The organism is Planctomycetaceae bacterium (assembly GCA_041398785.1).
In the GTDB taxonomy this organism is placed as follows: domain Bacteria; phylum Planctomycetota; class Planctomycetia; order Planctomycetales; family Planctomycetaceae; genus JAWKUA01.
This window is the reverse complement of sequence record JAWKUA010000004.1, coordinates 316,936-342,417: the sequence shown is the minus strand read 5'-3', so window position 1 is coordinate 342,417 and position 25,482 is coordinate 316,936. Positions and strand designations below refer to the sequence as shown.

Annotated in this window: 21 protein-coding genes; 14 read left to right on the top strand and 7 right to left on the bottom strand. The window is 58.7% G+C overall.

Annotated elements, in window-relative coordinates; translation table 11 throughout:
• The first annotated feature begins 79 nt into the window (after window positions 1-79).
• The 5 genes from R3C19_06945 (at window position 80) to rho (ending at window position 6,878) form a co-directional block, all read left to right on the top strand.
• Window positions 80-1,645 (top strand): Rne/Rng family ribonuclease, encoded by a 1,566-nt coding sequence (locus tag R3C19_06945; GenBank protein ID MEZ6060080.1) that lies wholly within the window; start codon window positions 80-82, stop codon window positions 1,643-1,645.
• Between the two features lie 169 nt (window positions 1,646-1,814).
• Window positions 1,815-2,201 (top strand): 50S ribosomal protein L21, encoded by a 387-nt coding sequence (rplU, locus tag R3C19_06940; GenBank protein ID MEZ6060079.1) that lies wholly within the window; start codon window positions 1,815-1,817, stop codon window positions 2,199-2,201.
• A 92-nt stretch (window positions 2,202-2,293) separates the two neighbouring features.
• The gene (locus R3C19_06935; protein MEZ6060078.1) at window positions 2,294-3,577 is read left to right on the top strand and encodes a cysteine desulfurase-like protein; all 1,284 of its coding nucleotides are present in this window, start codon (window positions 2,294-2,296) and stop codon (window positions 3,575-3,577) included.
• A 30-nt stretch (window positions 3,578-3,607) separates the two neighbouring features.
• On the top strand, window positions 3,608-4,381 hold the full coding sequence (locus tag R3C19_06930; protein ID MEZ6060077.1) for a glycosyltransferase family 2 protein: 774 nt from the start codon (window positions 3,608-3,610) through the stop codon (window positions 4,379-4,381).
• Window positions 4,382-5,237: 856 nt separating this feature from the next.
• Complete coding sequence (gene rho, locus R3C19_06925) at window positions 5,238-6,878, top strand: transcription termination factor Rho (protein MEZ6060076.1); 1,641 nt, start codon at window positions 5,238-5,240, stop codon at window positions 6,876-6,878.
• A gap of 136 nt (window positions 6,879-7,014) precedes the next feature.
• Here the strand turns inward: rho and R3C19_06920 are convergent, their stop codons facing one another.
• The gene (locus R3C19_06920) at window positions 7,015-8,970 is read right to left on the bottom strand and encodes an Hsp70 family protein (GenBank protein MEZ6060075.1); all 1,956 of its coding nucleotides are present in this window, start codon (window positions 8,968-8,970) and stop codon (window positions 7,015-7,017) included.
• 234 nt (window positions 8,971-9,204) lie between these two features.
• Between R3C19_06920 and R3C19_06915 the strand changes: the two genes are divergently transcribed.
• On the top strand, window positions 9,205-10,158 hold the full coding sequence (locus tag R3C19_06915) for an RluA family pseudouridine synthase (protein ID MEZ6060074.1): 954 nt from the start codon (window positions 9,205-9,207) through the stop codon (window positions 10,156-10,158).
• Window positions 10,159-10,323: 165 nt separating this feature from the next.
• Here R3C19_06915 and R3C19_06910 read toward each other — a convergent pair whose 3' ends face one another.
• Window positions 10,324-10,893, bottom strand: coding sequence for a Uma2 family endonuclease (locus R3C19_06910; GenBank protein ID MEZ6060073.1), 570 nt, complete (start codon window positions 10,891-10,893; stop codon window positions 10,324-10,326).
• A 131-nt stretch (window positions 10,894-11,024) separates the two neighbouring features.
• Here R3C19_06910 and R3C19_06905 point away from each other — a divergent pair, with 131 nt between their 5' ends.
• Window positions 11,025-12,422 carry an arylsulfatase gene (locus R3C19_06905; protein MEZ6060072.1) on the top strand — a complete coding sequence of 466 codons (1,398 nt, stop codon included), beginning with the start codon at window positions 11,025-11,027 and terminating at the stop codon, window positions 12,420-12,422.
• A 136-nt stretch (window positions 12,423-12,558) separates the two neighbouring features.
• Here R3C19_06905 and R3C19_06900 read toward each other — a convergent pair whose 3' ends face one another.
• The 5 genes from R3C19_06900 to R3C19_06880 all read right to left on the bottom strand — a co-directional run bounded on the left by R3C19_06900 (window position 12,559) and on the right by R3C19_06880 (window position 16,114).
• Window positions 12,559-12,999: a hypothetical protein gene (locus tag R3C19_06900; GenBank protein MEZ6060071.1), complete on the bottom strand. Its 441-nt coding sequence runs from the start codon at window positions 12,997-12,999 to the stop codon at window positions 12,559-12,561.
• 138 nt (window positions 13,000-13,137) lie between these two features.
• Entirely contained in the window at window positions 13,138-14,109 is a 972-nt protein-coding gene (locus tag R3C19_06895; GenBank protein MEZ6060070.1) for a DUF1559 domain-containing protein, read from the bottom strand.
• Window positions 14,110-14,390: 281 nt separating this feature from the next.
• Entirely contained in the window at window positions 14,391-14,891 is a 501-nt protein-coding gene (locus R3C19_06890; GenBank protein MEZ6060069.1) for an STAS domain-containing protein, read from the bottom strand.
• A 245-nt stretch (window positions 14,892-15,136) separates the two neighbouring features.
• Window positions 15,137-15,817: a Uma2 family endonuclease gene (locus R3C19_06885; protein ID MEZ6060068.1), complete on the bottom strand. Its 681-nt coding sequence runs from the start codon at window positions 15,815-15,817 to the stop codon at window positions 15,137-15,139.
• Between the two features lie 39 nt (window positions 15,818-15,856).
• A complete protein-coding gene (locus R3C19_06880; protein MEZ6060067.1) occupies window positions 15,857-16,114 on the bottom strand; it encodes a hypothetical protein in 258 nt (85 codons plus the stop codon).
• Window positions 16,115-16,666: 552 nt separating this feature from the next.
• On the opposite strand from R3C19_06880, the gene R3C19_06875 reads away from it, so the two are divergent.
• From R3C19_06875 to R3C19_06845, 7 genes are all read left to right on the top strand, one after another.
• Window positions 16,667-17,989, top strand: a complete 1,323-nt coding sequence (locus R3C19_06875; GenBank protein MEZ6060066.1) for a hypothetical protein — start codon at window positions 16,667-16,669, stop codon at window positions 17,987-17,989.
• A 29-nt stretch (window positions 17,990-18,018) separates the two neighbouring features.
• Window positions 18,019-20,763, top strand: coding sequence for a hypothetical protein (locus R3C19_06870; protein ID MEZ6060065.1), 2,745 nt, complete (start codon window positions 18,019-18,021; stop codon window positions 20,761-20,763).
• Window positions 20,764-20,810: 47 nt separating this feature from the next.
• On the top strand, window positions 20,811-21,488 hold the full coding sequence (locus R3C19_06865) for a PspA/IM30 family protein (protein MEZ6060064.1): 678 nt from the start codon (window positions 20,811-20,813) through the stop codon (window positions 21,486-21,488).
• Between the two features lie 76 nt (window positions 21,489-21,564).
• Entirely contained in the window at window positions 21,565-21,930 is a 366-nt protein-coding gene (locus R3C19_06860; protein MEZ6060063.1) for a hypothetical protein, read from the top strand.
• A 24-nt stretch (window positions 21,931-21,954) separates the two neighbouring features.
• A complete protein-coding gene (locus R3C19_06855; GenBank protein ID MEZ6060062.1) occupies window positions 21,955-22,341 on the top strand; it encodes a hypothetical protein in 387 nt (128 codons plus the stop codon).
• A complete protein-coding gene (locus R3C19_06850) occupies window positions 22,338-22,775 on the top strand; it encodes a hypothetical protein (GenBank protein ID MEZ6060061.1) in 438 nt (145 codons plus the stop codon). Before R3C19_06855 ends, R3C19_06850 begins: the two co-directional genes overlap by 4 nt.
• Window positions 22,776-22,882: 107 nt before the next feature.
• Window positions 22,883-25,054, top strand: a complete 2,172-nt coding sequence (locus tag R3C19_06845) for an ATP-binding protein (GenBank protein MEZ6060060.1) — start codon at window positions 22,883-22,885, stop codon at window positions 25,052-25,054.
• Window positions 25,055-25,482: the final 428 nt, after the last annotated feature.

Below are 25,482 nucleotides of genomic sequence, written 5' to 3'. Positions count from 1 at the left end.
TTCGCTGCTTCAGTTGTCTGCAGTTCAGAAACAGGAAACCGGAGACACGCTGTTCGTTCCATCGAACGAAAGCTGTGTTATGAAAAAAGAAATGCTGATCAATGTTTTGCAGCCGGAAGAAAGCCGGATTGCAATCGTTGAAGACGGCGTGCTGGAAGAACTGTACGTCGAACGAAGTAGTGCGGAGAACTACGTCGGCAACATCTACAAGGGCCGGGTTGTCAATATTGAACCCAGCATCCAGGCCGCGTTTGTCGACTTTGGCGTCGGCCGAAACGGGTTTCTCCACGTCAGCGACGTGGAGTATCAGTACTACAAGCACCTGGTCAGGGATGAAGTTGCGGAAAGCGACGACCGCAAATCCGGACGCCCGCCAAAACATCTGAACGAGCGCAACGCACGCAATAAGCCGCCGATCCAGAGGATATTCCAGCGCGGCAGCGAGGTTCTCGTCCAGGTGATCAAGGAAGGCATCGGCAACAAAGGACCCACGCTTTCCACGTATATTTCGATTCCGGGACGGTACATTGTACTGATGCCCGCGCTGCAGCGCGTGGGAGTGAGCCGCAAGATTCCTGACGAAAAGGCGCGACGTCAGCTCCGGCAGGCAATGAAGAATATCCGGCCGCCGGAGGGCCTGGGAATCATCGTGCGAACGGCCGGCGTCGACCGCGAAGAAGAAGACCTGAAGCGCGACCTGAAGTACCTGCTGCGACTGTGGGACACAATCGTCCGCCGCATCAAGCGTTCATCAGCGCCAGTGGATATCTACGAAGAGAGCGACATGATGATCCGCACGATTCGGGATATCTACACGGGCGAAATTGATGCCGTGTGGATCGACGAAGACGCTGCCTTCGAACGTGCCCGGGAATTCATCAAGATCGTGGCCCCGCATCATCAGAGCAGAATCAAACGTTATGACGGCGCTGAGCCGATCTTTCATCGCTATGGCATCGAGGATGAGATTGCCCGAATTCAGGATCGGCACGTGCCGCTGCAGGGTGGCGGATCTCTTGTCATTGACCAAACCGAAGCCCTGGTCGCCATCGACGTCAACAGCGGAAACTTCCGTGCCGATGACGACGCGGAAAAAACGGCCTACAGGATGAACATGCGGGCTGCCGAGGCAATCGCTCGGCAAATTCGGCTGCGGGATCTGGGCGGCGTGATTGTCAACGACTTTATCGACATGCGGGAAGAACGGCATCGCCGGGGCGTCGAGCGCGCCCTGCGCGACGCCGTCAAACGCGACCGGGCTCGAACGCGTGTTTTGCGAATCAGTCCCTTCGGCCTGATCGAAATGACTCGCCAGCGAATTCGACCGTCTCTTCGCCGAAGCGTCTACGAAGACTGCCCCTGCTGCAGCGGCGTCGGGCAGGTCAAAACCTCAGAAAGCCTCACCATTGAGGTGATGCGGCTGGTGATGTCAGCGGCAAGCCACGAAGACGTGGCCCGGATTGTCATCGAAGTGCATGATCGCGTCGCGAATGACCTGAACAACCGCAAGCGGAAGGAACTGATTCGCATTGAAGACGACCGGGAGGTCACCATCAGCATCGTGTCGCGAACCGACGTTCGACTGGAACACCTGGCCCTTCGGTGCGAAGACGACGATGGCCGCCCCGTCCAGCCGGACGCCTGAACACTTTCCCGGACAATCGCGCGGCGGGTCTCCGGGACAGCAGCGGACAAACTTCAGCACGATTCCGACTCGAAGTCTCCATTCACGTCGCTATACTTCGCGATTCACCGCCCCGACGGGGCCGGCGTGAACATTTTCCAGATCAAGTTTCTGCCTTTGGGTGTTTGCTATGTTTGCCATTATCGAGGAAGGAAGCCGCCAGCATCGAGTGCAGGAAGGCGACTTGCTTTCCGTGGATTTTCGTTCGGACGCGGAAGTGGGCTCAACCGTCAGGTTCGATCAGATCCTGCTGGCAAATGCCGGCGGCAGCAGTGTGATCGGTGCTCCGGTGATCGAAGGCGCCACGGTTGAAGCGGAGGTCGTTCTCGATGAAGAAAAAGGCGAAAAGCTGGAAATCCAGAAGTTCCGCAAGCGAAAGAACAGCCGCCGGCATACCGGCCACCGTCAGAAGTACACGCGCGTAAGAATCACGTCGATCCGTGTACCAAATCTGGAAGTCGTGCAAAGCGCCGAGCAGCCGGGATCTGCCGGTGACGGCGAATCGCCGGATCATTAGAGCGTGCGCGACTCAATTCATGCACACAACCTCGGGAATGCGACCGCTGGCCGCGGAGACTCATAGCCCCGGGGCCGTTCGAAGGCGAGTCCGTGACTTTCAGTCCTGATTGGAACCCGGACGTCGCGCGAAGCCAGTTTCCGGCACTCAATCGAACAATTGGTCAACACGCGGTTGTGCATCTTGACGGTCCGGCGGGAAGCCAGGTTCCGTCCAGGGTCGCGGATGCTGTCCGCCGATATCTGCTTGAGACAAACGCCAACTGCGGCGCGCCGTTCCCGAATTCGCAGGCAACTGATGCGACCCTGACGCAGGCCCGCGAAGCTCTGGCTGATTTTCTGGGGACTCGTGACCCGGAAACGGTGTGCTTCGGCGCTAACATGACAACGATCACTTTCCAGGTCAGCCGGGCGCTGGCCCGTACCTGGAAATCAGGGGACGAAATCATTGTCAGCCGTCTCGATCATGACGCGAACTTCACGCCCTGGGTGCTGGCCGCCAGAGACTCCGGCGTCAATGTTCGCGAGATTGACCTGCGACCGGATGACTGGACGCTGGATCTGCAGGACTTTCGTTCAAAGCTCTCCTCCAGAACCAGGCTGGTTGCTGTTGGGTACGCCTCCAATGCCACCGGCACCGTGAATCCGCTGCGCGACATCATTAGGGACGCTCAAAATCACGGTGCACTGACCTATATCGACGCTGTTCATTTCGCGCCGCATGGCCGGATTCAGGTGGAGGCACTCGGATGCGACTTTCTGGTCTGCTCCGCATACAAGTTCTTTGGCCCCCATGTCGGCGTTTTGTGGGGACGCCGCGAACTGCTCCGGGAGATCCAGCCTTACAAACTGCGACCGGCTCCGGAGACTCTGCCGGGACGCTGGATGACCGGGACCCAAAACCACGAAGGCATCGCCGGTGCCGCGGCGGCTGTCGAATACATAGCCTCGCTGGATCATTCCTCCAGTGACGATGGCGCCATTGGCGATAACTCTGTGGACAATTCCCGCTCCGCCAAACTTGACCGCGTTTTCGGCCGAATCAAATATTACGAACAATCACTTTCGAAGCGGTTGATTCACGGGCTTCAGCAGATACCGGGAATTCGCGTCCATGGGATCACGGATCTCGAACGCCTTGATGACCGGGTTCCGACGATTTCAATGACGTCGGCTTCCGCTTCGCCGCGGGAACTGGCAATACGACTGGCGGAGCACGGGATCTTCGCCTGGCCTGGCAACCACTACGCGCTGCCGTTCACGGAACGTGCGAAACTTGAACCGAACGGCACGCTGCGACTCGGTGCGCTGCACTACAACACAATCGAAGAGATTGATCGGGCCGTCGAAATCCTGGCAAATATTATCGCTTCTTAGTGCTGCGCGGCAGCCTGAAATCCGGACGCCATGACCGTCAGCAGTACAAAAGTCATCGCGGTGATGCCGGCCTACAATGCGGCCGCCACACTTGAAAAGACAATTAGCGACATCCCCGACGGCAGCGTCGATGAAATCATCCTTGTCGATGACTGCAGTCGCGACAATACTGTCGAGGTGGCGGAAGGCCTGGGACTCACAGTCATCCGGCACGAAAAGAACACGGGATACGGAGGCAATCAAAAGACCTGCTATGCCAGGGCTCTGGAAATGGGAGCCGATATTGTCGTGATGATCCACCCGGACTATCAGTACGACAGCCGAGTCATACCGATCGCGGCAGAACTGATTCGCCTGGGGAACTGCGATGTCATCCTGGGTTCACGCATCCGCACTCGAGCCGAGGCACTGGCGGGAGGCATGCCGGGGTGGAAGTACATCGCAAACCGGTTTTTGACAATCACGGAAAACATTGCTCTCGGGCAGAATCTCGGCGATTTTCACAGTGGATTTCGGGCTTACCATCGCAGTGTGCTGGAGTCCATTCCGTGGCAGGAAAACTCCGACGACTTCGTCTTCGACACCCAGTTTCTGGCCCAGTCAGTAGCGTTTGGCTTTCGCCTTGGGGACATTCCGGTGCCGGTACGGTACTTTGAGGAAGCGTCGAGCATCAACTTTCGCCGCAGCACCCGCTATGGCCTGTTAACTCTATGGGTGATGGCTCAGTTCTGGCTGAACAAGCTCGGAATCTGCCGTTCGGCGATATTTCGGCGCCGGGAACACGCCGAAAGGCAGCGGCGCTGAGTGTCAGGTTCAGTTGAACTTCAGAGTGCGGCCGGTTGCCAAGTCCAGTGGACGGCGGGTCGTGGACGAGTCCGGATGATTGGTCGGTGTTTGCCGGTTTACACCAGATGAAGCGGTTGGCATACAATTTCCAGAGTACGATTGACACGAAAAAGAGTTGCATTAATACTGCTGTCAGTTAAAGTCTTGATGGCTTTTGAAAATCCGGAGTCGAACGACTCAGGAAGAAGTAGATCTTCGCGTATTTCGGGACTCGCTTAAGCAGTCCCTGTCGCTGACTGAGCCCCCTGCAGGTGCGTGCCGGTCCCACTTGACCCGGTCCCCTTTCCAGCAAGAACATCGCTGTTGCAGGCTCACCCTTCGGGAGGCTCCCAGGCCGTTATCGCATTCACGGGATGCGACTGCCCGCTTTGTCCGCTGTGGTTTGCGGCGAAGCTCTCAGGCGTTGTCAACGCGGACTGAGATGGCATGAATCCCGTTTCATCCCGCAGGGGATTCTCGACTTTCACTCACGCAACGGCGTTGCGATTTTCGTTTGGGTGAGCTTCCGGAAAGCCAGCCTTTGCGGGGCACAAGGCACGTTTGTGAAACTCAGGTTAATCCACAGTGACGCCGTGATCGGTACACGTACGCGTAGCATCCCAGCGTTGCCAGATGGATTCACAGTGCGTATCGACGCTTCCGCAGGAAGTGTCGTTTCTTTTCAACAAGCTCAGGTTTTCTTATGCCAACAAGCAGTTCGAGCAGCGCTGAAGGAACGAAGCGGCGAACACCACGGGCGTCGTCTTCGACGTCCACAAGTCGGTCGCGAACACGACAACCGAAAACAGACTCCGACGATTCTGTCGAAAGTGACGTGAAGGCTGACGAATCCTTCGGTGACGGACTCGACGACCATTCTCAGGAAGAATCCGAAGTCACCTCACCCCGCAGTTCTGCAGGGACTTCGCGTCGCCGAAAATCACGGGATGCGCCGGAAACGCCGCCCGACGATTTCGATGTCGAAGCGAAAACAGATTCGCCGTCAACGCGGCGAAAAGTCAGTGACCAGGAAGACGCCGAAGGGGCTGCTGAGGAATACGGTGATCCCGAGTTGTCGGTCGACGCTCCAGGCGCCGATGATGGCGACGAGGGAGACCGGAGACCGCGACGTCGACGGCGCAGGAGGAGACGATCGGGAGGCACCGAGCCTGGCGGTGGTGACAGTTCCCGCGCCGACAATCGCGGGTCGAATGCAGGCCGCGGCGGACGCCGTCGCCAGTCAGATCGCGGCGGCACACGAGGCGGCGGCAGAACCGGAAGTTCCTCGGATCGAGGCCGGCGAGGTGGTGCCGGTGGAAGTGCTTCACGGCGAAGCCGGCAAATCCAGAGTTCCGGCGAGGAAATCGAAGGCACTTTCGAAGGCGTTCTGGAACTGCACCCCAAGGGATACGGGTTCCTGCGGGATCCCAGAAAAAACTACGCGGCGGAAGATTCCAATCCGTTTGTTTCCAGTTCAATCGTCGAAAAATTCGCGCTTCGCGAAGGAGTACTGATCAGGGGTGACGTGGGGCCCGGAACCCGCAATCAGGGACCACGACTTAGAGAAGTGGAACTGATCGACGGTTTCACGCCGGAGGAATACACGAAGGTTAAGCATTTCGACGAACTGACACCCATCAATCCGTTCGAACAGATTCGTCTGGAAACAGGCCCAAGGCCGATCACCATGCGAGTGATGGACCTGTTGTGCCCGATCGGTAAGGGACAGAGAGCGTTGCTGGTGGCTCCGCCGCGGACCGGCAAAACTATGCTGCTGCAGGATATTGCAAACGCTGTCAGTGAAAACCATCCGGAAATCCACCTGATGGTCCTGCTGATCGATGAGCGTCCGGAAGAAGTCACCGAAATGAACCGACTGGTCAACGGTGAAGTGATTTCGTCGTCGCTTGACCAGGATGTTGAAAGCCACGTCCGAATCGCCCAGTTGATTATTGAACGAGGCAAGCGGCTGGCGGAATCCGGCAAGGATGTCTTCATTCTGCTGGACAGCATCACACGACTTGCGCGGGCGTTTAACAAATGGGTCAGCAACTCCGGCAGGACCGGAAGCGGCGGCCTGGATATTCGGGCTCTGGACATGCCCAAGAAGCTATTCGGAACCGCACGGCGCTTTGACGAAGGCGGCTCGCTGACAGTCTGTGGCACGGCTCTGATCGAAACCACAAATCGCATGGACGAAGCGATCTTTCAGGAATTCAAGGGTACGGGCAACATGGAAATGGTGCTGAGTCGTGACCTTGCGGATCGCCGGATCTGGCCGTCTATTGACATCGCAAAATCTGGAACACGTCGCGAGGAGAAGATTCTGGCTCCGGATGTTTTGGAGGGCGTCACGCTGCTGCGTCGAAGCCTGATTACTCTCAGCCCCGTGGAAGCGATGGAACAACTAACGCGCACGATGGAGAAGTTTCCGACGAACGCAGAGTTCCTCACCAAGATCCGCCACGTGCTGTAGGACAGAAACGGCGAGGAACGACTACCGGGCAGAATCGCCGGAGCGATTGGCTATCCGACAGACACGGCTGCACCGCAGCGCTGTTGGCGATCGTCATCGTTGACACGGGTGATCCGGCGGCACATGAGCCAAAGCGTCATGTTCCGCCGTCATCCAGCAGATTCCAGAACTCGTCTTCAGCCTGCTTCGCTTCCTCGGTTCTGGTTCCGTCCGGCTTCTGCGTTCCGGTGACGCGTCGCCTGCGACGGATCGCGGCTCGTTCGGCTCTGGTCAATTCACGGCCGGAGCGTCGCTTCTTTCTCGGCGTCGTCTGAGCGGGCGGGCGGGAAGCATCACATTCCGAACATTTCCCTCGGCGATTTAGAAATGCACCGCAGGTGTCGCAAAGAGCGACAGGCTGATCGGCCTGTTCCAGCGTCGGTTGCAGGAATGCAGAAAGCTCGTCCAGCGAATTGTCCGTGTCCGCTGGCGGCATTGCCGGTGTTTCATGCAACGGCGGCGAATCTTCCCCGGATGCAACTTCGGGGGCTTCAATCAACTCCAGTTCACCATCTTCACGATCCGGCGTTTCCTGCAGCTGAGCGTTCAGGTTTTCAAGCCGAATAATCTCCGCTTCCGCCGTGATTCCGCTTTGCATCTCGCGCGCGGCGACATGGACTCGCGCCTGGCGATCATAGCTGATTGACACTTCGACCCTGCTTCCTTCCGGCAGGTTGGCCGGCAGGTCGGAAATGACACAGTCGCCCAGCACAGTGGGTTCGCGGTCCGGGCCGGCACCACTTTCGACAATCCAGACATGCACTCGCGTCTGCCGGTCTGTCACCGTTCCAAAGACATGACATTTTGATGCCGGAAGCGCGCTATTCGGCGGGATCAGATAATGTGGCACCCGCTGCCCGGTGCTGGTATCACGGACCAGTATTCCAAGAGCTCGTGCGTTGACACTTTGCTGGCTGAGTTTCGACAGCCGGGACGAAGCCTGCGAACTGAAGACGGTGCGAGTGTACTGTTGATTCAACAGCAGCATTCCCGCGTAATAAGCGGCCCCGTGAGCAATGGACTGGTCCGGAGAAAGCGACGAATTCAGCGTCCGTCCGCTCAGCTTCTTCAGGCTGTTCCGAACCATGGGCATTCGTGACGCACCACCGGTCGTCAGAACAACATCGATGTGAGCCCAGCCGAAGCCCTTGTCACTGAGAATTCGTCTTGTGATACCTTCGGACCGCTGCACCAGCTTTCGGCTGAGCGATTCGAATTCCTGCTGTTCGATCTGGTAAGTGCGCCGGTTGCCGCCGTGCTGCACGGTGATGGCTGCCCGCGGGCGAACACTCAGGCTGCGTTTTGCCTGCTCCGCTTCCAGCGCCAGAAACTGGTGGCTTTCCGGGTCTCTGCGAGGATCCTCCCGGAAGTCCTGAAGGAACTTTTCCGCGGCGGCATCCACCAGTACCTGAGTCCAGTCCAGCCCGCCAAGTTCCAGGTCACCGTCGGACGCCAGCACTCGAACCTGGTCGCTGGCATATTTCACGATCGCCAGGTCCAGGGTTCCGCCGCCAAGGTCGTAGACCATCAGTGTCTGGTCGATGGCCAGTTCCGTGAACGCCAGTCCCTCCGAACCCAGTACATGACACAGCGCTGCGGCGACGGGCTCATTGATGATTTCGACGCGATCGAGCCCTGCAGCGTGCCCCGCCTGAATCGTGGCGTGCCGCTGAGCATCACTGAACTGCGCCGGTACGGTGATCACGGCGTCGGTGATTTCCCCGACTCGCTCCTGAGCAGCGGAGACAAGCTTTCGCAGGATCATTCCGGAGATATGCACCGGGCTGTAGCGGTTGTCGTTGATCTTCCAGAACTTGCCGGCATCGCCCATGAACCGTTTTGCGTTCTGTACGACCTGCTGCGGACGGGCGATCGCATTTCGCAGGGCCTCTGTACCAACCACCGGCTCATTCTGGTCAAAGAAAACGACCGACGGCGTTGCCAGTTCTCCCTCCTGATTCGGAATTGTGACCGGTTGTCCGTGCTCGTTCAGCCAGGCGATTGAGGAGTATGTCGTGCCGAGGTCAATTCCAATTGCCTGAGTCTTCTTCATCACACACCCACAACTCACGTTTCAGACGAATTAGTCGTCTCACACCGCTGATCCGGCGTCAGTACGCCACATGCTACCGGCGCCATCTTCAGGTAACTACGGGAAACGGCGGAATGTTTCCGTGTAAATCCCGGGACCAGCGTTCCCGACACGCGACTCGCTGCGCGGGATACCGCCGAACATGAGTCGCACGACAAGCGTCGCCCTGTCGGACGTGTGCTATTCTAAGCCACCATGTCCGCACACTGGCCTCTGTCTCCGGAATTCATCGTCGAGCCGTACCTTTCGGGCGTTCGCATTGATTCATTCCTTGCGAAGCATCTTCGAAATTACACATCGTGGCGGCTGCACCGAATGGTCACGGCCGGGCTGGCCAGCGTTGATGACATGCAGGCCGATCCGCTGCAGCGAGTTTTCCGACGGCAGCGAGTGCGAATTCGGCTGGTCGAACCACCTGACAAACTTCTGCCTCCAGGTCACGCGGCGCTGCCGGTGCTTTACGAAGATCCCTGGCTGCTGGTTGTGGACAAGCCCGTCGGACTCGTGGCACATCCCGTCGGTGAATTTCAGGAAGGAACGCTTTCCAGCGTCATCCAGAGTCACCTGGATCTTCAGACTCCCGTGCGCGGCCTGTTGAGACCCGGAATCGTCCATCGCCTGGACCGCATGACCAGCGGGCTGATCGTGGTCACGAAAGACCACCATGCACACCGGCTGTTGTCGATAGACTTTCAGCAGGGAAAGCTGTCGAAGTCGTATGTCGCCATCATTGAGGGAAGTCCTTCGTTCGAAACACGCACCATTGACCTTCCGATCGGACAGCGGCCGGGCGGTAACAGCGTGCTGATGTCGGCAAGACACGGGGCCAGGCATCCGCGACCCGCCAGGACTCGCGTGACAATCGTTCAGAGACTTCAGAATTGTTCGGTCGCCGATTGTGTCCTGTACACCGGCCGCAATCATCAGATTCGCGTCCATCTCGCGGAAATCGGTCATCCCGTTGTCGGTGACGAATACTACGGACCGTTCGGCAGCATCCGCAAAACGCCGCAATGCGATGATGGGGAACCCGCGGAGTGTCGTCACGCGCTGCATGCTGCCAGACTGGGATTCCTGCATCCCATTCTGAACGAATGGCTGGAATTCCGTTGTGAGCCGCCGGAAGATTTTTGGGAGCTTGCCCGCTGAATCCGGCGGAAGCGCCAAGGGAATCCCTGAAGATCATGTCCCGGTTCTGACAAGGCCGCGAACGCGCGGTCGTTCGGTGCGACGGAAAGCTTCCTGTAGCCCGCAAGTCACACAGGCTCCGAATCACAGTCGATCACGCGACGGGAAACGCACTCCAGCCACGCTTCAGAACTGCACTTTGGCATAGATTTCCGAGACATCGATTCGGCAGTCAATCGATGTCAGTTCCACCACTGCGTCGACGCTGTCGGTCTCCCAGAGTGTCCAGGGGCCGTCGCTGCGAGACCAGCGTTCCACATGCTGACGATCCTGGGCAATCAGGACGTATTCCTGCAGGGAATCGATCTGCCGGTATTGCACAAACTTGCGTCCGCGGTCGTAATCCTCCGTCGACGCCGAAAGCACTTCGACCAGCACAAGCGGACTCAGCAGCGTATCAACGAAACTGTCTTCAAACTTCGGCTCGCCACAGACCACCGCCACGTCGGGATATGTATACAGTCCGGACGCACTGACCTTAACTCGCATGTCCGTTTGGTAGACTTCGCATGGTCTGTTAACGATCTGATTGCCGATCGCACGGCTGACATTGCCGACAATCAGATTGTGAGCACGGCTCGCACCGGACATTGCGAAGACTTCACCGTCAAAATACTGATGTCGTATTTCCGACGCTCGCTCCATGGCAAGGTATTCTTCCGGCGTCAGGTAATGTGTCTGTCGGGCGGTGGACATGATTCTCTGGTCTCCTGCTGACAGTCTACCAAAATCCACTGCTGAGCGAATGGCCGGTTTGCGCTGACAGATCAGCCAGGTAAACTGTCGCCAACCGAAATCCGCCCGATTCTCCGTTTCGGATCTGCGTCATGAAGCTTTACATCCCCGCTGCCATCATTGTTCTGTTCTCCCTGGCACCGGCTCTGGCTGCCGACACTTCCGGCCCGAACATCGTTTACATCCTGCTGGATGACGCCGGGTACGGTGACCTTTCGTGCTATGGCCAGACGAAATTCATGACACCGAATGTCGATCGACTGGCGGCGGAAGGGATGAGATTTACGCAGCACTATTCCGGTTCAACCGTCTGTGCGCCGACGCGCTGCTGTCTGATGACGGGCGTTCACACCGGTCACTCGTATGTTCGCGGCAATCGGGAAATCAAGCCGGAAGGCCAGGCTCCCATGCCGGCTGATATTGTCACGGTGCCCCGACTGCTGGCGGAGGCTGGATACAAGACAGGAGCTTTCGGCAAATGGGGCCTCGGCGGACCGTCGTCGACGAGTGATCCTTCGGAGCATTTTGACCTCTTCTACGGCTACAACTGCCAACGCGAAGCCCACAACTACTACCCCGGTCACCTGTGGAAGAACAAGCAGCGGATAGAACTTGGTGGCGCCGCCTACAGCGCGACGCTGATCATGGACCAGGCGCTGCAGTTTGTGCGAGACAACCGGAATGAGAAATTCTTTCTGTTTCTGCCCGTCACGATTCCTCACGCCGCAATGCACGTACCGCGAGAATACGCAGCGCCATTTGAGGAAAAGTTTCCGCAGTTCGCCGACAAGGTGGGGCGCTATGCCGGTACAGAGATGAAGAATCCGGTCGCGGCATTTGCCGGCATGATGACTCTGCTGGACGAGCAGGTCGGTGAGCTGATGGCGCTGCTGAATGAACTGGACCTGGACGAAAACACGATCGTGATGCTCAGCAGCGACAACGGGCCTCACAGGGAAGGCGGCCACGACCCGGAATTCTTCGACAGTAACGGACCGCTGCGTGGCCACAAGCGCGACGTTTACGAAGGCGGCATTCGCGCGCCCTTCATTGCCCGCTGGCCGGGGCGCATCGCACCCGGTTCAACGTCGGAACTGATTTCCGCACACTGGGACATGCTGCCGACATTTTGCGATCTGGCCGGGATCGACGCTCCTGCTGACTGCGACGGCATCAGCCTGGTGCAGGAATTGACGGGCGGCAACCGCGGCCAGCTTCAGCATGACTACCTGTACTGGGAATTTTACGAGCAGGGCGGCAAGCGAGCCGTTCGGTTCGGTAACTGGAAAGCCGTGCAGAACAATGTGAGTTCGATCGACCAGCGTGAAGGAATCGAACTCTACGATCTGGCAACAGACGTGGGTGAAGCATCGGACGTCGCAACGTCGCACCCGCGAATCGTCGAACAGGCTTTCGTGCATTTCCATGATGCGCATACGCCGTCTGAGTTCTGGGCGTTCGGACAGCAGCGTCGGCAGGCAGCACGTTGATGCGACAATCAGAAATCTTCAACTCCCGAGAACGCCGAATCGCCACAGGCGTTTCAAGCCGAACGGTCGCCGGATGAAAGAGAATTCGGTGTAACGCCTGAAGCTGTGGACGCCAGTCCGCTCGTCACGAGGGTTGCTACTGGCTCAACTCGAAGTTCGCTTCGTTGTCGCCTTCTTTGACGCTGTATCGCTTTGAGGCGTTGCCCCACTGCTGCGGAATGCGGCTGGATGTCTCCTCGCCGATCCCACCTGCGTCGTTGTCTTCCTGGCCTTCCGGAGTCAGTTCCTGAATCGTTACGGAATGTTCGCCGATCATAGCTCCTTCACTGTCGTTGTCAGAGAACAACATCGTGAAGTTGCCGTCTCGGTCGGTCTTGCCGTACGACCCCATTCCGAGGTCCGTCTCTTTCGAACCAACCGCCCCGGCCGGCTGGAACAGCACAACGACATCCGACACTGGCGCGCCGTTGAGTGTGACCTTGCCGGTGACGGAAGCAGACTTGCGGGATTCGCCGCAGCCAATAACGAAAAACGCAGCCAGAGCAAAAGCCAGACTGGATACGGACATTGCGCGCATGACGGACTCCGTTGCAGTGATCGAAATCAGACAAGAAGCGGGCCGCCGGGCCGGACGCAACTCGACAACGTCTGGATCGCCGAGTTGCAATCCTGCTCGCGGCCCGAAGAAGGGAATCAGACGGCAGAATTCAGGAGATCAGAATTCTCCCATGACTTCGCCGCCCTGGATTGTGGCGGCCGCCAGCCAGATCCCCATGTCGATGTTCGGCGAGATTCCCCGCACAGAACCGTCCGTCAGCAGAAAGTTGATGGAACCTCCGCTGTGCAGCGATCCCCAGGCGCGCTTGCAGGGATTCGAGTCACCCTGAGATGCGCACTTGTCGTAGTCCGCGACCAGCGTGCGACTTTCCGGCGTGGCACAGGACAGCACATAAGACGTATAGGTGTATCCCCAGAATGTGCCTCGTCGCGGCGAAGTCACCGTGTGAAACTCACCGACAAAAGTCGTGTTCGACGTGCCATCGACCACGTCGCGCATCTTCACGCAGGAATACTTCCCGGAGGGATTCGAATTCAGATCGCCGCCAACCCAGTGCAGCATCCCGCGCAGGTTACCGACCGCGTTCGGATGCAGAATGTCTGAACTGTCCCACTGCCGGCGATAAATGTAACTGTCGCCGGCCGACCAGCCGACACCACCCATCCCGCGGTAGGAACTCATTGCCCACTGCTGGCCGCCGTGGGGACCGGAACCGGGCACCTCCAAACGACCGCCGTTGATATCCGAAGGGCAGTTGTAAACCACCAACGGCTGTCGCACGACGATCTGGTTGACGGGGTCTTCATTGGGCAGATTAAAGTTGTACTGGTTCTGTAGATTCGTTTGTTCCAGAAACGGCAGGATCGAGATAGCCCAGTTCAGCAGGCTCGGCGTACCGCAGCACGGTCCCATGGTGATGTTTCCGGCGGGAAACGTGTTGTGAACGTCGTGGTAGTTGTGCATTGCAATGCCAATCTGTTTCAGATTGTTTCTGCATTGCGTCCTTCGTGCTGCTTCGCGGGCCTGTTGAACGGCCGGCAGCAGCAGTGCGATCAGAATTGCGATGATGGCAATCACCACAAGCAATTCGATCAAAGTAAAACCTCGGTTCGTGAATCGTCGTTGCATCGTCAATGGTCTCCTTTGAATTGCAGAGAAGGGACACTGAAAACGGGAGAATTCCCGAAAGAACGCGATGACAGGAGTAGCCGCGGTCGGAAGAATCGACGCTGCCGGCAGAAGTGATTGCGAGACTGCAGTCCCACCATGATGTTACCCGCCATTCCTAAGGACGTCCCGCCACAGCCGTGCAATCGTTCAGCTTTTTTTTGATCTGAACATTTTCGCGGCCGAGCAGCCTTGACTTGCTGACAGGCGATGCGGGGCACAGGAAATGATCGAACGCAGCATCAGCCGATGTTTCGCGCCTTGAGATCGCTTTCCAGTTGTTCGGCCACTGACCGGAACACGCGAGCATTCGGACCGCCGATCTCAGCAAGGCTCCGGTGAGACTCCACCACCTGCCGGGCAAGTTCGACGTCGTCGTCGGGGGAATCGTCGCAGATGCTGCGCCATTGGGACGGAAACGTCACGTTCTGCGGATCGCACACCGGAATCAGTCGGTCGATGCGAGCCGACGAGAACAGGTGAGCCTTCCTGCGTTCGCTGGCACAGACGCTCATGCGCATTTCTGTCCGTCGAAACAGCGTCACCAGGCACCCCAGAAACGTACTGTCCAGATAGTCGCAATGCTCGACGTCGACGACCAGCGTCTGATCCGGAGCGTTTGCAACCGCGGCTGCCACTTCTTCGACGAAACCCGGGCTGTGCTCGCGAGTTCCGTGGCCGGTGATTCGTACGACCACCGAATCATCCGTGCTGCCGATGCTGAAGGTGGATGTGACGGTCATGGGGATTCCTCGCCTTTCCGTGCCCGCGATGTCAGTCTAAGCCGATGCGGCGAAGTTGTCACCACTTGGGGCAGCCACAAGGCACGCCTTGCCTTGCCATGTCGTATTCTCGCTGCCGACGCAGCAGGGTTGCGTGATATATCTCGGCCCGGCCTGGCAACGGTCACGGTCATACGAGGCGAATAGCGCTGGCTGATTCGCGCGGCACTCGCCTGCACGAAGCACCGACAGGAGTACAGGGGCTCTCACGACAGCAGCGATTTCAGCGTTTCCAGATTTGCGGCTTCGTCGAACACGGCCTCAACGGGAATCGCGAACCCTTCAATAACCTGGCTCTTCAAAGTACCGGACGACGATTTCATCAACAGTTCGTAGTCGCCGTCTCGCAAAAGCCGCTGTTCGACGGCGCCGTGTTCGGAATCGATGATCCAGTATTCCCGCACTCCGTTGGCCGCGTAGTCTTCCAGTTTCACGCCGCGGGCACGTGCTTCCGTCGAATCGGATAACACTTCGACAATGAAATCCGGGACGGGAAACTTCAGCGTATCGGGTTTCAGCGTCGCGGCTTTCTCAGGGCCGAAGAACACAATGTCCGGTTCGTAGTCGTTCCGCGGAAACACGCACAGGCATTTTTCGGACCTGACGGTTCCAAGCTTGTGGATATCGACGAAGGTGCTCAACAGCCTCACAAGAAACCCGGTCGCGTCCAGATGGCGATTGCGGGCCGGCGAATGCAGCACCACGTCGCCGTCGATGAACTCGACCTTCTGCTCCTCGGTCATTTCCTGGTAGAACCGCTGTCTTCGTTGCTGTTCATTCTGCACCTGACGATTCAGCAATTCGACAGCTTCCAGCAACCGCGGTGAGTGGCGGATGGGTTCGAGCAGTGCTTCCAGATTCTGCATTGTGAACGTCTCGTTTGACATCAAACAGGATCGCGTTGTGGGTGAGCCATCGTAGCACCTTCAACACCTGATTTCAGCGCCGAGCCTGCGCGCTGCCACAAACCACAGAGGCATGAACAGCAGCACGGCGATTCCGCAGCCGAGACTGTCGCGGTAACCGCCTTCGATATAGTCGTATAGCCAGTAGATTCCCATTCCCAACGGAGCCAGCGTGAGCCAGACCAGAACGTGCTTCAGCAACGCATCGAACGGCCGTGTGTAACGCTCGGGCGACTTCAGCTCCCAAACCAGAATCGCAATGGCGAACGGCCCCGACATGGCGAGACCATAAAAAGCAACTACCTCTTCTGTGCTGAATCCTCCCCCAGGCGGTAGGACGGAAACAATGAGTTGCGTCCAGACGGTCATCGCCACAAACACGCACTCGACAAGAATGCGGAACCGACGAGCGATCATCTGCGCAGTTGGTCGTGCTGTCCGGACTTCCACGGCGACTGACGGGCAATCTCGTGGTGACTGGTACGGATTGTATCGGTGCGGTTCGCTCATGGTGCGACACGTGCGGTCTGAGGCATCGTGGTACCGGCGCGCTGAGAGAAATCAGCTGGCAATATCGTCCGGCGAAGAATGCCATCGCTGAACCATACCCGAATGACACACAGACCGCAGCGTCGCCACTGCACTTCGACCGCAGTTGCACGATTGCACCTCGCGGCTACGGGACAGGAATACAAATGGGCACCGTCTGCCGAAGTTGCATTCGCCACAGCACTTCGGACAACTTCTGTGCTGCGTCCAGCGACTCGGCACGGCGTTTGAATAGTGCCGCCTGCATCACACTTCTCCATGGCACGACGGAGGATGCAGGTTATGTCTCAAACACACATCGAAACGTGGGCGAACACTTCCGAATTCATTGAACTCACCGAAGCCGACATCGTTGAAGATTCGGTCCACAATGCAGCGAAGCCGGTTCAGAGATCGTTCCTTGAACAGTTCTTCGATAGCTTCTTTCAGGAAAAGAACATCAGGTGGCTGTTGGTTGTCGGAGCGGCGATTGTCTTCGGGTCGTCACTGATGCTGGTTACTCGAGAATGGTCGAACTGGCCGGTGACGTTCAAGTTCCTGACGGTGCTGGCCTACACAGCCATCGGATTCACGTTTGCTGAGTTCGGGCGGAAGCGGCTGGGTTTGAATGCGACCGCGAATGTGCTGCACCTGCTGACGCTGCTGCTGATGCCGCTCAGCTTCCTGTCACTCAGTTGGCTGTCCGCAGGCACAGCGACGCAGAATGCTCTGGCGGCAGCTGAAGTGCTGGGGCTGATGATTCCGGCCATCGCATTTCTGTGGTTCGCCAGCAGTCGGATTCTGGATCACCTGCTGATCGGTCGGCAAACGACATTTCTGCTCAGCTACCAACTGCTGAGCATCGCCGGATTCATCCCGGCTGTCGGTTCACCGGTTCTGGCGTTCACGCTGATGGCCGTGTTGTGGGCCGTGTTCACCGTCGGAGTGGTCAAAGTCAATCGGCACACGTTCTGGCTGGCCGAAGAACACCGGCTGCCGCGAGTCTTTGGGTTTCTGCCGATCGCGATGCTGGGCCTGCAGTTTGTGATTCTGGTCGCGGCGAAGTGTCTGTCGGCGATTCCTGCGGAATGGATCGGACTCGGCTGCGTGCTGGTCGCAGCGACGGTGCTGATGACGGCTCGCACGGTGGCCGATGTGTTTCGAAAGCGAACGGGAGATCTCGTCCGTCCTCTGCCGTGGAACATCGCCGCTCCGTTATTTGCGGGGCTGGTCATCGCCGCGATCGGAGTCTTCCTGTCGTTCCACGGTTTCTCGTACGTCGGCTCGACGACCTATGCCGTGATTCCAACGACCGTGATCGCGGCAGTGCTGATGGGGCTGGCGGCTCGCGATACGAGGCATTCCGGGTTTGTGTGGGCGGCTCTGATCTGTGCGACGATTGCTTATCAGTGTTCGCCCACGCTGTTCGCGGACATTGTCGCTCAGTTGAAGCAGACGGCAGCTCACGCGATCAACGAACATCGCCTGCCGATCGCGTTCTATGGGTTGACGTATCTGCCGTTGCTGGCGGCGGTGGCTGTGGGAAGCCGCTTCTTTGCAGGACGTGGCGAGTCAAGCTCAACTGCCTTTCCCCATCGAAGGGAGAGGGCCGGAGTGAGGGGTTGAGCCGTCCGATGAAGCACTTCGCCACATTGATGGCAGTCGCACTGTTCGCGGCGGCGGTCACGCATGTGAAAGCACTGTTCTTCGTGTCGCTGGTGAATGTCGCGGTGTTCGTTGCAGCCGCGATTCTGTTTCGTGATCGACGTTACGTTGTTGGTTCACTGCTGGCTTTGGTACTGGCAACCGGCAGCGCAATTCCGTGTTTGAACAGGATGGACGTGATCGACGTCGATGTGCGCTATTCGCTGACCGCCCTTGCGGCGCTGGCTGTGGCGATGACGGCGACGGGCTTTGTGGATCGCGTGCTGAACCGTATCCCGTTGGCGGATCGGTGTTCAACCGCGACCCCCGGGGAGCGTGTGGCTCACCATGCCGGTGATCATCGCGAGACTTCCGCAGACATTGACAAGGTCGAAGCGCAGCGCTCGCCAGGGCTCGCGGTCAAACATGACGGCACCGACCGCAATCTCTGCCAAATCGCCGGCTGGATTCTGACCGCGCTGCTGTCGGTCGGCTGGACTGGTGCGGCACTGTTTCACTTCGGACAACCGCTGCAGCCATTCGCAGTGACTCAGTTCGGTTTTCTGCTGGCGGCGTTCGCAATGTTCACCGTCAGGAACCCTCACTACGTCTCCGGTAGTACCTTCTGGTTGTTTCTGTCGCTGGCTGCGGTCTCGTGGTTCGCCGGGAGCGGCGTCGGGGCGGTTCCGCTGATCGCCGGAGCTTCGATCGTCGCGGCGATTGCGTCGTTCTGCTCATACGGCTGGCTGAAGCTGTCCGGTGTGCTGGCCGATAGCTGTTCGTTGCACGCGCTGCGGGTTGCGCTGGGCGTACCTCCATCGACAACGCGCGTTGCGGACGATGCACAAACAACGCGACGGGAACCGAGCCCCGTCGTCCGTGAAAACCGCGGCGGTCGGGAGCGGCAGGTTCAGGCGTTCGTCGTGCCGATGTGTGACCTGAGCCTTTTCATTCTGTCGCTGCTGGCCGTCGCGTTTCATCTGCCGAATCTGGTGACCGCGAATCTTGCGATGAGCGGCGTAGTGACTCCGGTGGCGACGGCGGTGTCGGTGCTGTGGTTGTTTGCCGCGGGCTGGTGCTTTCGAAGTCGAACGGCTGCGGCAGCGGGCACAATCCTGTTGCCCCTGTGGGTCACTGCCGCTCTGCCTGTGCTCTTGCCAGTCGAGATTGCTCACACGTGGTATCCCGTTCTCTGGGCGGTGACTGCCGCGGTGACAAGGGGATTCACTGCAAAAGTTCCTACGGTCAATGCGACCCTTGTCGGCCGCATCGCCGAGGCATGGCTGATGGTTGTTGTGGGGCTGTCGTGTTTGGCCTTCAGTTGGCCGGCTCGGCTGGCGGCGGCGATCTCGCTGGGAGTGCTGTTTCTTGCAGATCGGCGTCGGCGCACTGCTGGCATCGCAGTGGCGAATTCAATGGGAGTCATGCAACGCAATCCGCTGCAAAGCGGATCCGCTGATGCTGGCAGCATCAGCCACGTGGCGGACGCTGCCAGCGTCCGCGCAGATCACTTGTCAACTACTTCCCGCCAGGAAGACCGAAGTCGTTCAACCCGAACCTGGCTCGCGATCGCGGCGAACATTCAACTGCTGCTGCTGGTCGCCGCAGTCGGCGGCCTGAGCGGATTCGTGCCGATCGCGCTGCTGAGCGAATCTGCGGTCGTCGTGATTCCACTGGCGTTCCTGGCGGCGGCCGTCAGCGTGCTGGCCTTTGATTGCAGTCAACAACGCCTCGACATGACTGCCGCTGCCGCGTGGACCGCGATTCTGCGAGCGGGGATGGTGGTGCTGGTTGCACGGTCGCTGGTGGCCGACGGTTACACGGCCATTCAGTTTGTGCTGATGAGTACCGGATTCGCGATCATGGCAGTGAGCGAATTTCTCCAGGCGATTCGACGGCAGCAGCAGGCCGGAGTCTGGCTGAGCTTCGCCGTGACGACGGCGGCCGTCGGATGGCTGTTCGTTCACGGCGTGATCGAATTCGGCGTTGGCGTGAGTCAGTTCGTGCTGCTGGGAACGTCCGTCGTGGCTCTGGCAGCGGCAAAGCTGAGTCGCGACAGCTCGCGCTTCAACATCGCCAGAAAACCCTTCGTGGCCGTTGGGCAGATTCTTCCCGCGATCGTCGCCGTGATGGGGTTCGGGCGAGAACTCTTCGGACGACCTTCGCCGTGGCTCGGGTGGAATTCGCTGGCGATGTTCGGAGCGGCCGGAATCTACTTTCACATGGCCCTGGTCACTCGCAAAAAACGGTACGGCCTGCTGACCGGAATGATTCTCAACGCTGCACTGATTCTGTTGTGGCGGACGCTGAACTTCACCGACCCACAGTGGTACCTCGTGCCGGTTGGTTTGTCTGTGCTGGGGTTTGTCGAACTGATGAAGAAGGAACTACCGCCCGCGTCGCATGACCCTCTGCGGTATCTCGGAGCACTGACGATTCTGGTGTCGCCGACGTTCAATCTGCTGGGATCGAGCTGGATGCCGCATCTGTCGCTGATGGTCTTCTCAGTCGCCGTGATTCTGGCTGCCATCGGCCTGCGGCTGCGAGCACTCGCGTATACCGGTTCGGCGTTCCTGCTGGCAGATCTTGTCGCGATGGTGGTGCGGTCCACGATTGACAACCCAGGGCTGCTGTGGATCTACGGTGTCGCGTTTGGAGCAACCGTGATCGCTTTGGCCGCGATCTGCGAGAACCACCGCGAAAAACTGCTGGCTCGAATTCGAATGCTGTCGGCGGAGCTGGCGACGTGGAAGTAGGGACGCGTGTTACTGTTCAAACTCTTGATTCCGAAAGGTCAATGCTCATGAAATGGCTCTCACAATTCAGTCTCGTCATGCGGTCCAGCGTTACTTCGCTGAGAGAAAAGATCGAAGACCCCGAACGTATGCTTCATCAGTTGATTCTCGACATGGAGGAAGAACTCGACCGAGTCCGCTGCAGCGTGGCGGAAGCGGTCGCCGACGAGATTCAGATGCGCAAACGCGGCGAACGAGAACGCAGCGAAGCGGACAAGTGGATGGAACGAGCAACTTCGGCGATGAAACGCGGCGACGAAGCCGCCGCCAAAGCGGCCCTGGATCAAAAGGTCTCGGCGACTCAGCGAGCCGATCGCTACGCGGATGACCACGCCAAACAGCAGAAGGAAGTGTTGAAGCTGCAGGACGCCGTGCGAGATCTGGAAGACAAGATTCGCCAGGCGAAGCAAAAGAAAACGCTGCTGACAGCTCGCATGGCGCGCGCGTCGTCGACTCAGAAGATCAATGCGGCGATGGAACGATCGTGCAGCAAGTCGGCGTTTGCACAGTTCAACCGAATGGAACAGAAGGTCGAACGCGAGGAAGCTCTCAGTGAAGCCTGGGAACGCATGGACGGCAAGGATCCGGACGCCGCCGATCTCGAACGCCAGTTCGAAGCTCAGGAACGCGACGAAAAACTGGCCGCAGAACTCGCGCAACTGAAGGCCCAGGTCAGTGCGGAGTGATTTGACCGGCACAACTCGTTCCAGGGCGGAGCCCAGGAACGAGACAAAGTCAGTCATGCGAACGGAGAGAACACCAATGACACGTCACGACGAAATCAACTGGCTGGCACAATCATTGAAATGGTCAGCGCGGCTCGTCAGTTCGGGATACCTTGCGTTCTTCCTGTTCATGCTGATCGCTCATCTGATTCCGCCGGGCGAGCCGTTCGGGACGTTGACGCTGCGCGAGTCGCTCGGATTTGTATTCGTTGGCGTTTACTTCCTTGGCAACCTGATTGCCTGGAAGGCGCAAGGCCCTGGTGCCGGGATCGGACTCGCGGGCGTCATCGGTTTCTGTTTTGCTGTCGCTCCGAAACTTCACCTCCCGCTGTGGATGGTGGTGCCGTGTTTGCTGTACCTCGCGGCGGCCGCAACCCACGTTTTCAGTCGTGCGAGACCGTGACTGCCCGCGCAGGAGTGTGACGTCATGAATCAACGCCTCCACGAGGCCTGCCAGTCGATTTGGCGGCTTCTTTCAAGCTGGTATCGCGTCGATCAGATTCGCGTGTCTTCCTCGCAGGAACGATGGCTGGATATTTCCTGTGGAACACGGCTGCTGGTTCGCGGAACTCTGTTTGCCGTCGTGTCTCGCGACACTCGCTCCGGAGAGATTTCGGTTTGTGTTGACTATCGGCTGTCCTCCGACGCTGGAAGCGCAAGGCTGCGCGTGTCGCTGACACAGCTCGGAACGAAGTGGCAGACGACCGCTGAATTGTTACAGGACGACCTCACTGAGCGACTTCTGGACGACGACGTGACGATTCTGAAGACGGCATGTGTTCGCAACAACTCCCGTACGGAGGTTGTTCCGTGAATCCATTTCAGCCACCAGCGCATCCTGAAGCTCCGCTGCCGTCGCGAGAACGTCGCCACGGCTGGCTGAGCAGTTCTCACCTGATGACGTTTCTCGCGTTGTGGGGCGTGTTTGCAGCGCTGACGTTTCTGGCTATTTCCAACGGGCTGGACAACGCGACTCAGCGGCCGGTTCGAGTGGCACTGACGACAGTGGCATCGCTGTTCGGACCGATGACCGGCGCCGTCGCGCTGGAGATGCAGGGCTGCTGCCTTGAGTGTTCCTTGTGGCTGCTCCCGTGGTGCCTGCCTCCGCTGCTGCTGGCCGTGTTCGTGCAGTGGATGTGGCGTCCGAAGCACGCGACTGCCCGCGTCATTCGCATGCTGATCTGGAGCCTTGGCTGGCTGATCTGGTTCGGCGGCGGAATTGTTTCCCTCGGGCACGCCTTGTCTTAATGCACAAAGAGCCTCCACGAGTCAGCAACCGCGAGGCTCGACTACGACGACGCGAGGACTTTCGATACGCTGCCTGTGAGGATTCGTAACTGCAACGAAGTTGTTTCATGCTCGCTCAACTGGAACTTTTCTGTCACGGGTTTGCCACTGTTGTGGAGTCGGTGTTGCTTCTGGTGATGCTGGATCGAGTCAACCGGCCGGTTGTTGCGTTGTGGATGAAATGGCTGGCTGGCGGAGCGTGGCTGTGGCATGCCGGGAACTTTGCTCACGTGCTGCTGCGACCGGTGTCGGGGATTCTGGCCGCAGCATTCGACGACGCCTCCATGATCATGATGGCCGGCGGACTGCTGCTGATGCCCTGCGCGCTGCTGCACGGAGCGGTCAGGCTGCAGTTGTCCGGAGCGGATCCGTTTCCGAAATTCGATCGCCGACTAACCGCGTTCTACACACCGGTGCTGATGCTGGTTCCTGTGGCGGCGGTCGTGATTCGTAGTGATACTCGAGACTTCATGGATGCCGTGAATGCGTTTCGCATTCCGTATCTGCTGTGGCTGAGCATGGCGAATCTTGCTGCCGCGGTGCTGTTTTTTCGGCAATACCGTCGGCTGCAGCTGCCGGGTGGAAATCACGTGCTGTGGCAGATGGCAGTCTGCCTGGTTGTGGCCACCGGGCTGGCAATCCTCTATTCGACACTTTCGAAAACATCGACCGCGGAACCTGCTCTGCGCCTGCTGACGGCCATGTCTCCGCTGGCTCCGACATTCGTGTTTGCATGGCACATCTTTCGACGCAGACTGCTTCCTTTGGTTCTGGAACGAACGCTGGTCTACGGAGCCATTGTGTTTGCTTTGCTGTGGCTGCATGCGATCACAATCGCCCCGGTTGCCCGCAGAATTGGTGGCGACCTGAATCTGAACCTGCTGCTGCTGGAAGGAATTCTGGCGGTGTTGCTGGTGCTGGCATGGCAGCCGCTTCGACTGCGAGTCGGCGAAGCATTGCGATATCTGGTCGGCCGCGACGTGACACGCGTTCGTGACGCGACTCATCATCTGTCCGTGGAGTTGTCGCGGCGCGCAACCGGTGACGCGACCGACATCGCTTCCTGGTTTGTCAGCGCACTGCAACAGGCGCTGAATGTGGAGTACGCGTGGTTGTGTCTGGCGGAGCCGTTTCCCGCCATGTGCGGTGCTCCGGAAGCGTGGCTGCGGAATCAGGTCCCGGACTGGTTGCGGGAGCAGATCTGCGGCGTGACGTTTCAGGATGAAGAGCTCTGGCATGAACGAGCTTCGTGCCGCCAGATTGATGCTGCAGCGCGATTGCGGGAGCTGGATGCTGCCGCCGTGTTTCGAATAGCGTTCCGTGACATTCAGGGCTGGCTGCTGCTGGGGCTTCCGGAAGGCCGCGACCGTATCAGCACGGAACAGCTTCACGCGCTGGCGCTGCTCGCCGACCAGTTTGCGGCGACGCTGCACAACCGGCATCTGGAAGCGGCTCGACAGACCGCCGAACGTCGCGCCATGCAGCAGGAAAAACTGTCAGTGCTGGGACTGATGTCCGGTTCGCTGGCGCATGAACTGAAAAATCCGCTGTCGTCGATGAAGACCATTGCGACGCTGCTGAATGAAGACCTCGGTCCGGACCACGAGCACACAAGAGACGTGGAAATGATCGTTACGGAGATCGATCGGCTAAATGAAATGGCTCGGCGGCTGCTCGACTATTCGCGCCCGGCCGACGACAGCGCAAAGCCGGCAAGTCCGGACCGCGTCATCGAACGGCTGCTGCATATCCTGCGGCACTTCGCCCGGCAGTACGGCGTGCAGGTCGTCACAGAATTGAACACGTCGGAGACCGTTGTAATGGCATCAGATGCCACGCTGAGCGAAATCTTCTTCAACCTGATCAAGAACGCGATCGAAGCGGCTCGCGAAGGCGACCGTCCGCGGGTGACGGTCCGGACTTTCCACGAAGAGTCGGCCGTGGTCGTTGAAATCGTCGACAACGGACCAGGCGTCGATCACCGCCTGAAAGATCAGATCTTCGAACCGTTCGTGACCGGCAAACAGGACGGAACCGGGCTGGGTCTGTATCTTGTCCGGGAACGCGTGAAGGAACTTGGCGGCAGCATCCGCTGCAAAGACGGCAGCGGACAGGGCACGGTGCTTGCCATGAAGTCACTGGTTTGCTGGCTGTTCCGGGATCAGGTAGCCATGTTTAACCGCGACCCCTGGGGAGCGCTTGACTGGTTTGCTGGCATCACGCGTTCTGGGATCAGGTAGTCAGTCGGCGTGCGTTGCACTGAACTCGGGAGTCGATCCGGTGGTTGAAACGGACAGAGCGCAGCGCTCGCCAGGGCTCGCGGTTAAACATGACAGAATGTTTAACCGCGACCCCTGGGGAGCGCTGACTGGTTTGCTGGCGTCACGCATTCTGGAATCAGGTAGTCAGTCGGCGTGCGAACCAAACTCGGGAGTCGATCCGGTGGTTGAAACGGACAGAGCTGCGCTCGAGATCGCGGGAGCGAATGTTTCGCGAAGAAGCGTTCCAGGAGTCAGTCGGCGTGCGGTGGTTGTTCGAAAACGCGGCTTGTTGCGATGGGCTTCATCCGCTGTGCACGATTTGCACCGGGAGAACGAACCGCCAAAGAGGCATTCGCTCTGGGCCAGTGGAAGCTGTTTCTCGACACGGAAACGGCATTGAGTCATCG